Consider the following 13373-nt stretch of genomic DNA (forward strand, 5'->3'; position numbering starts at 1 on the left):
TGGCATTCGGCTTCTGGCCGCCGACGTATACGCATCCGTTGATCACCGTCGGTACCATAAATTTAGTCGCGTAGGGGCCGTTCAATGAGTCGGACCAAAGCTGGGGGAACTGACCAAGGTGGTTGGGCAGCGCTGAGTACGCGTACAGTTTTGCCGTTCCACTCCCGTTTGCGCTTGTGACCAGAACCCACAGGACGGCGTCCGTGTTAAGACCCCCGGTCCCCGAATTCCAACTGATTACAGGCGACGACCCTGGATACCTTGCGAGCGAGCCGCTGTCAATGATGAAAAATTTTGCTACATCTCGGAAAAATGCTTGCGTTGGAACTACCTCGGAACCGCGCCGGTGGCCGGAGCGCGAGTGCTTTGTCTGCTGCGAAGTCTGCGCTAGAGATTAGAGGACGGACCGGCCAACGTCCCTTTGACTTTTTTTCGACTCAGAAGCAAAAAACTTCTTGACATGTTATGTAGTGTTATAGTTAAGTATAACACTGTGAAATCGAGCTCGTATCTGTTGATTGCTCACAGCGGCTGGCTCGAAAAACGAAGTCCTCAGGAGAAAACTATGAAATTCCATCGTTTTATGCTTTCCGTCGTTCTGCTGTCGCTCTCGGCTGTGGCTTTTGCCCAGTCCGACGCGCAGAAATCTTTTGATGAACTCAAAACTCTGGCGGGCAATTGGCAAGGCCCCGTGACCGCCGACCCGCCATCCCCAGAGATTCCAACCGGAACGCTCGCGAAGGCAACTCTTCGGGTCACCTCCCGTGGAAACTCAATTGTCCACGAGATGATGGACCCAACCATGCCGGACGATCCGACCAAGCATGACCATCCCGTTACGATGCTTTACCTGGATGGCGATCATCTGAATCTGGTCCACTATTGTGACGCCGGGAATCGGCCGCATATGGTGGCTCGCAAATCAGCCGACGGCAAGACGGTGGAATTCGATTTTGCCGATCTCTCCGGCGGCAACGACTACGGACATATGAATCACGCCGTCTTCACCATCATCGACGCCAATCACCATACCGAGGACTGGACCTATATGATGCCCGGAGACAAACCCATGCACGCTCACATGGACCTGCAGCGGACAAAATGATGGGAGCGCAACTGTGCCGAGGATCTAGGAACCCTCAATGGATCATGAGTGGAATGACAGTCAACCGATTTACCGCCAACTTCGCGACCGCGTGGTCGCGATGATACTCGACGGCGTCCTGAAGGAGGGCGATCCGTTGCCTTCGGTGCGCACCGTCGCCGCCGAGTATCGGGTAAATCCGCTCACGGTCCTGAAGAGCTATCAGCAACTGGTGGACGAGCGTCTGGTCGAGAGCAGGCGCGGCCTCGGGATGTTCATCAACGCGGGCGCACGGAGCATGCTAAAGCAAGGCGAGCGGCAGAAATTTCTGGCGGAAGAATGGCCCAGGATTCACGCCACCATTCAGCGCCTCGGCCTGACTCCGAAAGAATTGCTGGAGGCGGCAAAGGAGAAACCGAAGCCATGACCGTGATCGAAACGGCAATGACCGAACCGGCAAAGATCGAACCGGCAGTGATCGAAGCCCGCGGTTTGCGCAAGTCCTTCGGCAGGACCATTGCGCTTGATGGGGTCGATTTGCATATAAGAGAAGGTCGCATCGTCGGCCTCATCGGACCGAACGGCGCCGGCAAGACCACCGCCCTGAACGCGATTCTCGGCCTCACTCCTTATCAGGGAGAACTGAAGGTTCTGGGGCGCGATCCCTGGAACGAGCGCGAACATCTGATGCGCGATGTTTGTTTTATTTCCGATGTAGCTGTCCTTCCTCGCTGGATCAAGGTTTCGCAAACGCTGGACTACGTCGCCGGAGTTCACCCGCGCTTCGACCGCGCCAAGGCGGTAAGCTTCCTGGCCAAGACCAACATCCAGCGTCAGAAAAAAGTTCGGGAACTATCTAAAGGCATGGTCACGCAACTGCATCTGGCTCTGGTCATGGCCATCGACGCCAGATTGCTGGTGCTTGACGAACCCACACTCGGCCTCGACATCCTCTACCGCAAACAGTTCTACGATTCGTTATTGAACGATTATTTCGACGGCCGCCGCACCGTCGTCGTGACTACGCATCAAGTCGAAGAGGTCGAGCACGTCCTCACCGATCTCATGTTCATCGACCGCGGCCGCATCGTGTTCAATTGCAGCATGGAAGAGATCGAGTCGCGCTACGTGGAACTGGCGGCGAATCCTGAGCAGCTCGCAACCGCGCGCGCTCTCAAGCCGATTCATGAGCGCCAGATAATCGGCCGCACCTTCCTGCTATTCGATCTAAGAGGAAATCAGATCGGCCGCAACCAACTCGCCGCGCTGGGTGAAGTCCGCACGCCGAACATCACGGACCTGTTTGTCGCCGTGATGAGCGGTAATGCAAGCGCAACAGCAACCGCGAATCCGGGCGCAACTCCAAGTTCAAATAAAGGAGTCGTTGTATGACCAGTCCATCGAACGCCACACTCGAGTCGTTGGGCTCACCGCGGATCCCTACCCCGGCCTCATCCGCGCCGCATCCCTTCTACTGGTCGGTTCGACGCGAACTGTGGGAGAACCGTTCTCTATATATTGCGCCTCTGGCAGTCGCCGCCCTTATTCTCGTCGGCTTTTTGATCAGCATGGTTCATCTGCCCGAAAAGATGCGGGCCGCAATGGCCCTGAGCGACCACATGCAGCGGCAGGACATCATCGAGAAGCACTATAACGTCGCTGCCCTTCTGCTCATGGGGACCTTTCTCATCGTCGCTGTCTTTTACTGCCTCGACGCGTTGTATGGCGAACGTCGCGATCGCAGCATCCTGTTCTGGAAGTCGATGCCGGTTTCCGATCTCACCGTCGTGCTCTCGAAGGCGAGCGTTCCACTCTTGCTTCTCCCGCTGCTCACCTGGGCGATCACTGTTGTCATCCAGGTGATCATGCTCCTCCTGAGCACGGTAGCTCTGCTGACCAGCGGTCAGAGCGTCGCTGCGCTCTGGACACATTTGCCCTTAATCCGGATGTCTGTAATGCTGCTGTACCACCTGCTATTCATGCACGGCCTCTACTACGCGCCCTTCTATGGCTGGATGTTGTTGGTCTCAGCCTGGGCGCGTCGCGCTCCCTTACTGTGGGCGAGTCTGCCACTGCTCGCCATCGGCTTCGTCGAAAAGATTGCCTTCAATACCTCGCATTTTGGCGCCATGCTTTTGGCCCGCTTCGTCGGCGGCCCCGCCGCAATTGATTACCCGGCGCAGAGCAGCGCCATGCAGAATATGACGCCATTTACCCTGGCCGAGTTCCTGCTGAGCCCTGGCCTTTGGATCGGATTAATCGTGGCCGCCGCATTCCTGGCAGGAGCGGTGCGCCTGCGCCGCTATCGCGATCCGATCTGAGGTCCGTAAATACCGGTCGGATTCGTTTCTAAGCATCACCATGAAAAAGGCCGCTCCATCCTCGCGGCTTTTGCGAGGGTCGGCGAGATGCGGCTCTGCGCCCGAGTTTTTGACTGAACCGAAAATCTCATGCTACAAACAGCATCGTACCCTGCCCTTGCAAGAGGAAGACAGATATGAAAGGCGCTAAGACAAAAAACGAGTTGTCCCCGCAACAACGCGAAGTACTACTCGGAACATTGCAAGCCCGCTTTGAGAAAAACTTGAACCGCCATGAAGGTCTCGAGTGGGCCAAAGTAAAAGCCAGGCTGGAAGCGAATCCCAAAAAACTGTGGTCCCTCAGCGAAATGGAGAAAACTGGCGGCGAACCGGATCTGGTTGGTCACTATAAAACCACGGCCGAATACATCTTTTTTGATTGTTCTCCGGAAAGTCCGAAAGGCCGCAGAAGTTTTTGCTATGACCGCGCAGCGTTGGATTCCCGCAAAGAAGCTAAACCGAAAAACAACGCGATGGACGCGGCAGCCGCCATGGGCATTGAGCTGTTGACCGAAGAACAATATCAAGAGCTACAGAAACTCGGAGCTTTTGACACCAAGACGTCGAGTTGGCTGCAAACTCCGCCCGCTATGAGAAAACTCGGCGGCGCCCTCTTCGGCGATCGCCGCTTCGGCCGTGTCTTCCTCTATCACAATGGCGCAGAGTCCTACTATGCCGGCAGGGGGTTCCGTGGTTGGCTAAGAGTCTAAGCTTGGAATTTCGAAGCTTTTCAGCGGGAGTCGCCAATGAAATCAATCATAACCCTGCACGTAGTCTCCAGCCTGGATGGCTTTATCGCCAAGAAGGACAACACGATTTCGTGGATGGACAGTTCCGACGTCTATGAAAAAGGGGTTACGGATGAGGGCGCTGACGCTGCCCAATCTGAGGTCCTCCAGTCGATCGACTGCTATGTGCTGGGTTCTCGCACCTATGAGCACGCGCTCGAACTCGGCTGGCCCTACGGCGATACTCCGACGGTCGTGGTCACAAATCGAGAACTGCGATCCACAAGCACAAGGAAGACCGTCGAGTTCTACTCCGGCGATCTCAAAAGATTGGTCGATGAGATACTCGCGCCTAGATACAGAAACATCTGGCTGGTGGGAGGTGCCATCTTAGCCCAGAGTTTTCTTAAGCTGGGCCTGCTGGACGAAATCCGATTGATGATCGCGCCGGTCACCTTGGGTGACGGACTGCATCTATTCGGTGATTCCGCTACCGAGCAGCAGTGGCATCTGAAAAACGTAATCGCGTACAAGAACGGCTATGTTGATTTATCGTACCGGCGCTAATCTTACGGAGAATATGATCGAAGAGAAGACGATCGACAACAATCGGAGGAGAACATGAAGCCGACCAATCATCCGAATAGCGAAGCCGCATCCGCGAACATCACCGAACGGATTCAGAACCTGGGGGACTGGCGCGGAGCGACCCTGGCTCGTCTGCGTCAGCTCATCCACGATGCCGACCCCGACATCCAGGAGGAGTGGAAATGGGTGAAGCCAACGAACCCCGGAACTCCCATCTGGTCGCATGACGGCATCGTCTGCACCGGAGAATCCTACAAGCAAGTGGTGAAGCTCACCTTCGCTCGCGGAGCCTCCCTCGCGGATCCGAAGAAGCTTTTCAATTCCAGCCTGGAAGGAAACACGCGGCGCGCCATCGATATTCGCCAAGGGGAGAAGATCGACGAAGCTGCTTTCAAACAACTCATTCGCGCCGCAGTGAAGGCCAACTCCGCGGCCCGCGCTCAGAGCGCCGCGAAGAAACGCGCAGCCAAAAAAACGCACAGCTAAATAAAAATAAGAAGTAGCTCGGCGGATCACCGCGTCGGGCTGTCCACATCGATTACAAAGTTGTAGGTGTTCGTGGCGCCGGCCTTTGCATTCCAACTCCCCTCGGCAGCGAACTGGAACACTGCTCCATGGGCAAAGTGATAATTGATCTTTGCGCCAGATTCCCTATGCACGTTCACGGCATTGGCTAGAGAATTCGGGAATCCCTCGGAAGGCAGCGCCAGGCCCTCTGGGTACAAATCGAAAGACGCTTCCGATTCCCCGTCCCCTACCGTGATCGCAATATGAATTGTGCCTCCAGCCAGAAACCGGCTGGCATCCAGCGTAATCACCCGATAACTATGCTTTCCTCTGCCCGGCGCGACCAGCGTTCCCTGCCCGCTGGCGCTTGAGCCGGGAATTAATTGAATTACTTCTGCTGTGGGAGTTGCCACCAAGTCGTCGCTGGTGAGCACCTTCGCGGGGACGTCGCCCTTCTGCTTGCGGTTGGCACGGGCGGCGTCGGCCAGCGACTGCCCGTAACTGATACTCCCCGCCAGCACAACAATACACAAACCTTGTAGCGCAACTCGCTTCATAGAACTCTCCGCGCGCGTGATTTGCTAAAAACGATTTGCCGAGAATCATTTGCCCAAAATGATCTCGACGATGATATTTCGGTTTCGCCTCCGGCGGTTAATTACCGACGTACCCGACCTCATGGGTGAATTCGCCAGCGGGTTGCCCACTAAAGCCTGCCTTTGGCTCGAGTGAACCGACGATGCGATTGTGGGTGGTGAAGGTTGGTTCTAAAAGTTCAGAACTTTGCCAAAGTTGGTGAGCCAGTTGCAACTTACGGCACTATGACACCCGAGGAACGAAATCGAATGGTTGAGTTATGTGCTCAAATCGCCGGGGAAAAAAATGCCCGGAAGTTCGATGAACTCGTTATGGAGCTAAATGGTTTGTTTGAAGGCAAAAAAGATCGTCTCGCCGTTTCGGGACAAGGGTTCGATATGAGCACCTGAACCCCCGCAGTGGTATTTTTTCGCTAGACGGCTATAAATTGCACCACTCTCGGCCGCAACTCAGGCGAACGCTGTAGAAGCAATACCACTTGTAGGGTATCGCGCAATCACCGTTTTGAGACATAGACTCGTTGCGGCCCGTTCATGCCTCCCCCTCAACGCAGAATCGAGGACCGCATACGACAACTCTGTGCGAAGGCAGCGGCCGCAACTGACGGTGATCTGGAACCGACTCTGAAAGAGCTATCGCAACTGCTGCGTGGAACGGTTAAGCACATGAGGATGCGTGCCACCAGCTTGTTGATCGAGAGAAAGCGCTTGGCGGAACCTAGACGCCGCGCAGACGACAACGAGGTTTGACACCGGCAGAAAAGCCGCCGGGTAGCCCAAGGCTGCTAATCGCGCGCGCACCGCCAACAAAGTGGGTCCTCCTCAGGGACCAAGCATATCCCGTTAAGCAATATCTTGCATGCAAATGATTATAAATGGTTTAAGTCCACTTAAAGAACCGACATTGCGCGTCCTTTTAGCAAATCCCGCAGCGGTCACAGGCGAATACAAGGTGAATATTTTCTGTGATCTGCTCCTCAACCTCGCTTATCATTCAACCTGCGAATGACGGGCATGAGGTTGGCGCATGAGCTCGATTACAGAAACGCTGTGGCCGATAGAACCGCATACAGCTAAGAAGCATGAAATTCTCAAACGGTACTTTCAGGCGTGGCTGCCAATCCTAGGCCACAGTAACAACCGCCTTCTCTACATAGATGCATTTGGCGGTCCGGGCAAGTACGCTGGAAAACCGGGGAAAACCGGGGACAGACGGGACGTTCCCAAGAATCAAGGGAAAACCGGGGGAAAACCGGGGACAGACGGGACGTTCCCAAGAATCAAAGACAGTCCGATTTTCGTGCTTTAGAACCTGTCAAGTCCCCCGCAAATATTCTTAACTCCTACTCTCGCAGCCTCATACCGCGACCAACTGACCGTTCGGGGCGGATGCGGATGTTAAAATGGTTCCGTAGTGTTTAGCTACAAGCAATACGACTCCAGAACTCTAACAACGCAAGAGCAACCCGAAAATTCCCCCTCTAACTCCTTATTTCGCAGTATTTTGATATCTAAGTCCCTCGCGCTCAATATTTTACGGGACGCCTGCCATATCAAAATTCGCGCAACTACATGCAAACAAGGATTTTAGCTCAAAGATATTTTTTAATTTTTTTGATATGAGATATCCGCCACCGAAAGAGCGAGAACCGAGGCCAGAAGTTGCGCCCATCCCGCTTCGCCCGCCCGCGAATCCCAATCGCGCGTTTGCCCATCTTGTGTGCGCAATGGGACAATAGCTGGATATGCAAAAACCGCTCACCACAGTGTTTCAACTATTGGCCGCCGGGATGATGCTTCTGGGCTATGCCCCGGCGCAGCAGACTCCGGCTGCCCCCGCAGCTCAACCGACAGCACCGGCTTCCGCTTCCACTCCGGCCCCAAAAGCGCAGGCTCCGGCCGCCAAGAAAGCGACCACAAGCGCAAAATCCGCTACTACTCTTACTCTCAAGACCCAAAAAGAAAAGGCGAGCTACGCGCTGGGAATGAAAATCGGCGGCGATCTGCGCCGGCAAAGCGTGAATACAGCTATCGATCCCGCCCTCACCGCGCGCGGATTGAAAGACGCTCTGGCCGGCAGCAAAACGATGTTGATGACCGAAGACGAAGAGAAGGCCGCCCTAACGCAATTGCAAACCGAGATGCGAGGAAAAATGGAGGCCAAATCCAAAGAAGCGGCCGCCGTCGGCCATAAAGAGGGCGATGCGTTCCTCGCGGCGAACAAAAGTAAAGACGGAGTTGTGACGCTGCCCAGCGGATTGCAGTACAAAATCCTGACTGCCGGCACCGGACCGAAGCCGACTGCGAGCGACACCGTGACCGTCAACTACAAAGGGACGCTGATCGACGGGAGCGAGTTCGACAGTTCCTACAAGCGTGGACAACCTGCAACGTTTCCCGTGGGCGGAGTAATCAAAGGCTGGACCGAGGCATTGCAATTGATGCCGGTCGGCTCGAAATGGCAACTCTTCATCCCGGCCGATCTGGCCTACGGCGATCAGGGCCGTCCCGGTATCCCGCCTGGGGCGACGCTCGTTTTTGAGGTCGAACTGATCTCGATTGGAGAGGCGAAGAAATAGTGCAAGCTTTCAGCCATCAGCTATCAGCACGAAGAGGAAAAGAATAAACCGTCGGCCGTCTGCGAGTCGCAGGCGGCCTTTTTGGGCAAGGGGGATCGGTTCGCGGAAATTGCTGTAGGCAGACATAAGCATACTCAGCGGTTAGAGTTTGCGAAGAATGGAATCTAAAGCCTCTCCGCACCGCTGCCGATAGAAAGCGCAGCGCGAGGGAGAGCAACGTGAAGATTCTCTTAGTGGAAGACAGCAAACCCATGCGGCGAGAGAATGAGTCTGCCTTGCTCAAAGCGGGATATGAAGTGATTTGCGCCGAGGATGGAGAAATGGCTGTGCAAATGGCGCAAGAGCATAAACCGGACTTGATTTTGCTGGACATGATCCTGCCCAAGATGAGCGGACCCGAAGTTCTGCGGCAATTGAAAACCGATGCCCGGACCGCCCAGATCCCCGTCGTAGTAGTCAGCAGCCTCTCGGAGAAGAACCGGGAGAAACTGATGGAAGAGGGCGCCGACGACTATCTGGTAAAGAACGAACTCATGCCCAGTCAAGGCGTCAACCTGCTGCCGAAAATGCTGGAGAACATTATCTGCCGCATCAACCGCAGGCGCGGAATCGCTTTTTCCAACGTGCCGGTGCAGTAGCCGAAGCCTGAAGATGCAATCAGAGGGAACGTTGCAGATGTTCTTCCGCGGAAAGATTGGCGCCAGCCAGGAGCAGCAGGCCGGAGAGAAAAGCCCAGAACATCATGCTCACCGAGAGCGCGAAGGGGCCGTAGACTTCCTGAAAATTCAGCCAGGGCAGAGCAAGGATATAGGCGTATTTCAATGCCTCAGAAAGCAGTCCCATAATGACCGCCGCGGGCAGCACCGTGCGCGCCGGAACTTTTCCGTTGGGCAGCAGCCAGTAGATGAGAAAGAAAATGGCGATGCTGGCGGCGATGGCGAAAACTTTCATCATCAGGAATCCAATCAGGCGCACAAAGCCGGTGCCATAGCCGCGAAGCAAGAATTCCATGAACGCAACTGGCCCCGCGGTCAGCGCGATCGAGAGCAAGGCCAGAACGCCGCAGGCCAAGGCCAGGCCAAGCGAGATCAATTGATTGCCCAGGTAGGATCGATTGTTCTCGAAGCGCCAGATTCGGTTGAGTGCCACTTCCAGCGGCAGGAACACACCGGACGAAGTCACCAGCAGGATGACCAGCGATACCGCCTGCACGCGCTGGCGCGAATTGACCATGGAATTGAGGTTGCGGATCACGAAATCCTGACCCGCCGGCAGGTAGTCGCGGAGGAGTTCGATGATGACGTCGGACATGACGCGGGAATGAAAGACGCGGCGGATCAGAGTCAGCAGCAGGACGACGAAGGGAAAGAACGCCAGTATCGAATTCGCCGCGACGGAGAACGCGAAAGTGTGAACATCGGTCCGCATCAAGTACTTCATGGTGGAGACGAGCAAGCTGCGCGAACCGGGTCTGCGCGAGCCCAGGCTAGGCGAATCGCGCGCCGGGCCGACTACTGTACGCTGCCGTACGGTATCGGTATGCGGCGGTGCGGTGAAAGGAGGGTCGGACACGGGACGGTCCAATCGTACCAGAAACGTTTTGGGTCTTACTTTTCGGCTTTTGGCTCTTAGGCAAACCCCAGCGCCGAAGCGCGAGGGTTCAACATTCCGCGATAGGTTTTTGAACCGAGCGCCAGAGAAGTAACCCGAAGTTCTTCCAGTGGTTACTGAGTTATTTCTTTATCCTTGTAAAAGTTATCTGGAATGACCGGTGGTCACATTACGATTCCTTTCTAATTTATCTTGCGAATCGTTTTAATACTGCTTATTATCTGTTCCTCAATACCGGAAAGTGGTCCCGGTAGAGAGACAAGCGAGTGGTTGATCTTTAGTAGGTGTGGTAGAAACGCGCCAAATTGTCGGGCTCCGAAGTTCTCGCCGCGGATGGATTCCGCGGGGGCGACTGAGGAGTCTTTTCCTTTTTTGGGGTACTTCTTCTACACATCGTAGGGCGTGACTCAAAGTTCTACCGGCTTTATTGAGGGGGGCTTCAATCGACCGGGGCGACGATCGATTCAGCCGGAGAACCATTCTTCGCGATTGTGAAAGGAGTTTTTGCCGTGAGAGAGAAAGGTACAGTAAAGTGGTTCAATGGGGCGAAGGGGTATGGATTTATCCAACGCTCCACGGGGGAAGATGTATTCGTGCACTTCTCCGCGATCCAGGAGAACGGCTACCGCACGCTCAATGAAGGAGAGACCGTGGAGTTTGACCTGCTGAAGGGCCCCAAAGGCTTTCAAGCGGCAAACGTCGTCCGCGCATAACCTGCGAACAATTCCCGAAACCCTCCCATTTCCCTGTGGGAGGGTTTTTTGCTGGACCTGAAGTTCAAGGAAGGAAGTGGCGATTAAACCTGGGGTTGGGCCGGGAAGATTTCAGGGCGGACACGCGGCTGTTACGTCGCGGGCTATTGGATAACGGGTACGTCGAGTTGGCCATCCTCAGCGATCACGTGGTTGCCACGGAGAGTTTGCCGCCGCTTCATAAAGATCCTTTCGACAGAGTCGTAGTGGCACAGGCCACGGTTGAAGGTGTAACGCTACTGACCAACGATTCGTTGGTGGCGCAGTACCCGGGTTCCATCAGGATGGTATAGAACTTCTGAGCAGCCTTCGCTACAACGTCGTCGCTTCACTGTTATCGCATTTCCAGCGAGACTAAGTCCCCGCTGGTTGATCCCAAAGGTTTGTAGTTCACTGTGACCTGGCGGTCGCGCCAGTCGCAGGAGAAGTTTTCGGCGCCGATCAGAAGCAGAGATTTGTAGTCGGAGGCACGAAGCTTCAGGACTGTTCCATCGGCGTTGACGCTGAGAACGGCGGCAGGAGCTTGCGTGCAGTCGACTGCAATCAGGCGGCCGCGTAGATACTTGGTGGAACGCGCATCTTCCGGTCCGGCGGCTTGGGCGGCTTTATCGGAGGCGGCGCGTCTGGCAGCATCTTCCTCGAGTACATCGAAGGGAGACTTCTGAGGGGCAAATTTCGGTTGCGGCCCATTTCCCGCGCCGAGTGCGATGCCGTATTTTTTTTCGGCTCCGGAAGTTTCTTGCAGTTCCTTGGCGAGGGCGACGATCTGCGGACTGTTGCTGCCTTTCAGGCGCTCGAGCAGAATCTGCGATGCCTCCCATTTCTTGCTGGCCACATAAATCTGCGCCAGGTGATAGATGAAGAACTCATTGCGCGGGCTCAGGCCGATGGCGGCGCGTTCGGCCGTCAGGGCAGCGGGCGTGCTGCCGCCTTCGTTGCGGGCAAGGGCCAGCAGGTCGTAAGCTCCGGCCATCTCGGGATACCATTCGAGCACCGCCTTGAGGTCGAGCATCATGTTGGGCAGGCCCTGGATGTCGGCATGCTTGGTTTGCGCGATACGGTATTTCAAGATCGACAAGTAATAGCGCAACCACATGTCGCGCGGATTGAGAGCAGCGGCGTCGGCGAGTTCGGTCGAGGCGTCGTCAAATTCACCGTGCCCGATGTGGTCCCAGGCCAGAATGCGGTGAGCCAGAGGACTGCCGACGGCGTTGGTGGGAAGCAGGTCGGGATCCTCGCTCGACCGTCTCTCTTGCTTTTTCAATTCGAATTTCTTGTCGGCCAGGGTGGCCGCGGTAGCCAACGCATGCAGTTGTTGCAGGCCGAGTTCGCGGCGTTCGGGAATGCGGATGGCGACTTCGGCGTAGAGCGCGCGCTCGTCCGCTTCGGGAATCGGATTTGCGGTAATCACTGAGTCGTCGGGTGTGACGGGAACCGGGAAGCGGTAGGGCTGGCCCGGGCCGATCGCACTCGCGGGGTCTTCCTCGCTCGGAGCGTTGGTCTGGCGAGCGGCATCGACGGCTGCAAAGAGCCCGGTCTGGGCGTGGAAATAATCCTTCACTTTCTTTTCCAAATCCGCAGAACTCATGCCGTAGGCCTTCTGAATCGCGTCTTCGACGGGGAGGTGCTGATTCAGAACAAAGTCGAAGTAGGCTCCGGTTTCGGGCAGCTTCTTTTCGTGGAGAAGGTAGTGCATGACGATCCACGACTCGGCGTAAAAGAGGATATGGTGCGTGCCCTGATTGCGAGTCGAGGGATCATGTTTCAGGGTAAAGAGATCGGGCAACGGCAGCCAGACTTGTGCGCCCAGCAATTCGGTAAGTGATTTGGGCGGCGTGGTCACGGTCTGATTGGCCAACAGATCTTCGGTGAGCGAGGGGACAAGCTCAGGGTCGCCGCCGATTTCGGCTTGCTTGTTGTCGATGTGAATCGAGCTGAAATATTCGGCGAGGCCTTCGTCGAACCAGCCTTGCGCGGGCGGATAGTTGTAACCCAGCAGCATCAAGGCGAAATCGTGCGCTACGGCGCGCCAGGATTCTTCTTCGAACAGGTTCAGGACGATGAAGTCCTGATCTTCGCCGGCAAGGAAGAATCCAGGCACAGTAATGGGCTGGCCCTGGCGCAGGGGCGCGACCTGATAAAAGGTCTTGTCATTCTTGAAGGCAAGGATGGTGAGCGGAATTGACTGGTTGAGCCGTTCCTTGGTTAGAAGATTCGCAAAGACGGCGCGCATCTGCTCGAAGCGGAGCGCGACCTCGCGGCCTTTTTTGTCGCCCGCGTCGGTGATGACGGTGAAATGGGCGGAGTGAATTTCCAGCCAGGGCGGCTCGGCGGCGGGGGCGGGAAGAGAGAAGAGGAATGTTCCGCAAAGCGCGGAAACGATGCAGAGCGCGATGGAGCGGATGCGGGCCATTGAGTTCCGGAAGACGGAAGCGCCGTAAGGAAATGCTACCACGCAGGGCCGGCGGCGTTGTAAGTACGTAAATCCGAGCGGGCGTCTCGATCGTTGAAGCGTGCAAGATCCCCTCGACCGACGGCGAGATGCTGGCGCTAGTCGATTGCACCGTA

15 protein-coding genes are annotated in these 13373 nt (G+C 55.9%); 12 read left to right on the forward strand and 3 right to left on the reverse strand.

Features of this window, described 5'->3' with window-relative positions; all coding sequences use genetic code 11:
* Positions 1 to 565: 565 nt before the first annotated feature.
* The 7 genes from VGM18_10300 (at position 566) to VGM18_10330 (ending at position 5246) form a co-directional block, all read left to right on the forward strand.
* On the forward strand, positions 566 to 1105 hold the full coding sequence (locus VGM18_10300; protein ID HEY3973386.1) for a hypothetical protein: 540 nt from the start codon (positions 566 to 568) through the stop codon (positions 1103 to 1105).
* Between the two features lie 37 nt (positions 1106 to 1142).
* Positions 1143 to 1511 carry a GntR family transcriptional regulator gene (locus tag VGM18_10305; protein ID HEY3973387.1) on the forward strand — a complete coding sequence of 123 codons (369 nt, stop codon included), beginning with the start codon at positions 1143 to 1145 and terminating at the stop codon, positions 1509 to 1511.
* On the forward strand, positions 1508 to 2476 hold the full coding sequence (locus VGM18_10310; protein ID HEY3973388.1) for an ABC transporter ATP-binding protein: 969 nt from the start codon (positions 1508 to 1510) through the stop codon (positions 2474 to 2476). Before VGM18_10305 ends, VGM18_10310 begins: the two co-directional genes overlap by 4 nt.
* Complete coding sequence (locus VGM18_10315) at positions 2473 to 3405, forward strand: ABC transporter permease (protein HEY3973389.1); 933 nt, start codon at positions 2473 to 2475, stop codon at positions 3403 to 3405. Before VGM18_10310 ends, VGM18_10315 begins: the two co-directional genes overlap by 4 nt.
* A 176-nt stretch (positions 3406 to 3581) precedes the next feature.
* Positions 3582 to 4154: a DUF4256 domain-containing protein gene (locus VGM18_10320; GenBank protein ID HEY3973390.1), complete on the forward strand. Its 573-nt coding sequence runs from the start codon at positions 3582 to 3584 to the stop codon at positions 4152 to 4154.
* Between the two features lie 36 nt (positions 4155 to 4190).
* Positions 4191 to 4739 carry a dihydrofolate reductase family protein gene (locus tag VGM18_10325; GenBank protein ID HEY3973391.1) on the forward strand — a complete coding sequence of 183 codons (549 nt, stop codon included), beginning with the start codon at positions 4191 to 4193 and terminating at the stop codon, positions 4737 to 4739.
* Between the two features lie 54 nt (positions 4740 to 4793).
* The gene (locus tag VGM18_10330) at positions 4794 to 5246 is read left to right on the forward strand and encodes a DUF1801 domain-containing protein (GenBank protein HEY3973392.1); all 453 of its coding nucleotides are present in this window, start codon (positions 4794 to 4796) and stop codon (positions 5244 to 5246) included.
* Between the two features lie 26 nt (positions 5247 to 5272).
* Here the strand turns inward: VGM18_10330 and VGM18_10335 are convergent, their stop codons facing one another.
* Positions 5273 to 5824 (reverse strand): hypothetical protein, encoded by a 552-nt coding sequence (locus VGM18_10335; protein ID HEY3973393.1) that lies wholly within the window; start codon positions 5822 to 5824, stop codon positions 5273 to 5275.
* A 204-nt stretch (positions 5825 to 6028) separates the two neighbouring features.
* Here VGM18_10335 and VGM18_10340 point away from each other — a divergent pair, with 204 nt between their 5' ends.
* The 3 genes from VGM18_10340 to VGM18_10350 all read left to right on the forward strand — a co-directional run bounded on the left by VGM18_10340 (position 6029) and on the right by VGM18_10350 (position 9080).
* A complete protein-coding gene (locus tag VGM18_10340) occupies positions 6029 to 6253 on the forward strand; it encodes a hypothetical protein (protein ID HEY3973394.1) in 225 nt (74 codons plus the stop codon).
* A 1355-nt stretch (positions 6254 to 7608) separates the two neighbouring features.
* On the forward strand, positions 7609 to 8442 hold the full coding sequence (locus VGM18_10345) for an FKBP-type peptidyl-prolyl cis-trans isomerase (GenBank protein HEY3973395.1): 834 nt from the start codon (positions 7609 to 7611) through the stop codon (positions 8440 to 8442).
* A 218-nt stretch (positions 8443 to 8660) separates the two neighbouring features.
* Positions 8661 to 9080 (forward strand): response regulator, encoded by a 420-nt coding sequence (locus tag VGM18_10350; GenBank protein ID HEY3973396.1) that lies wholly within the window; start codon positions 8661 to 8663, stop codon positions 9078 to 9080.
* Positions 9081 to 9099: 19 nt separating this feature from the next.
* On the opposite strand, the gene VGM18_10355 is transcribed toward VGM18_10350, so the two are convergent.
* A complete protein-coding gene (locus VGM18_10355; GenBank protein ID HEY3973397.1) occupies positions 9100 to 10014 on the reverse strand; it encodes a YihY/virulence factor BrkB family protein in 915 nt (304 codons plus the stop codon).
* 548 nt (positions 10015 to 10562) lie between these two features.
* Between VGM18_10355 and VGM18_10360 the strand changes: the two genes are divergently transcribed.
* Both VGM18_10360 and VGM18_10365 read left to right on the forward strand, forming a co-directional pair.
* On the forward strand, positions 10563 to 10766 hold the full coding sequence (locus VGM18_10360; protein HEY3973398.1) for a cold-shock protein: 204 nt from the start codon (positions 10563 to 10565) through the stop codon (positions 10764 to 10766).
* A 146-nt stretch (positions 10767 to 10912) separates the two neighbouring features.
* A complete protein-coding gene (locus VGM18_10365) occupies positions 10913 to 11098 on the forward strand; it encodes a hypothetical protein (protein ID HEY3973399.1) in 186 nt (61 codons plus the stop codon).
* A gap of 41 nt (positions 11099 to 11139) precedes the next feature.
* On the opposite strand, the gene VGM18_10370 is transcribed toward VGM18_10365, so the two are convergent.
* Entirely contained in the window at positions 11140 to 13218 is a 2079-nt protein-coding gene (locus VGM18_10370) for a hypothetical protein (GenBank protein HEY3973400.1), read from the reverse strand.
* Between the last annotated feature and the right edge of the window lie 155 nt (positions 13219 to 13373).

The sequence above is a fragment of the Candidatus Sulfotelmatobacter sp. genome (genome assembly GCA_036500765.1).
Classification (GTDB): Bacteria; Acidobacteriota; Terriglobia; order Terriglobales; family Acidobacteriaceae; genus Sulfotelmatobacter.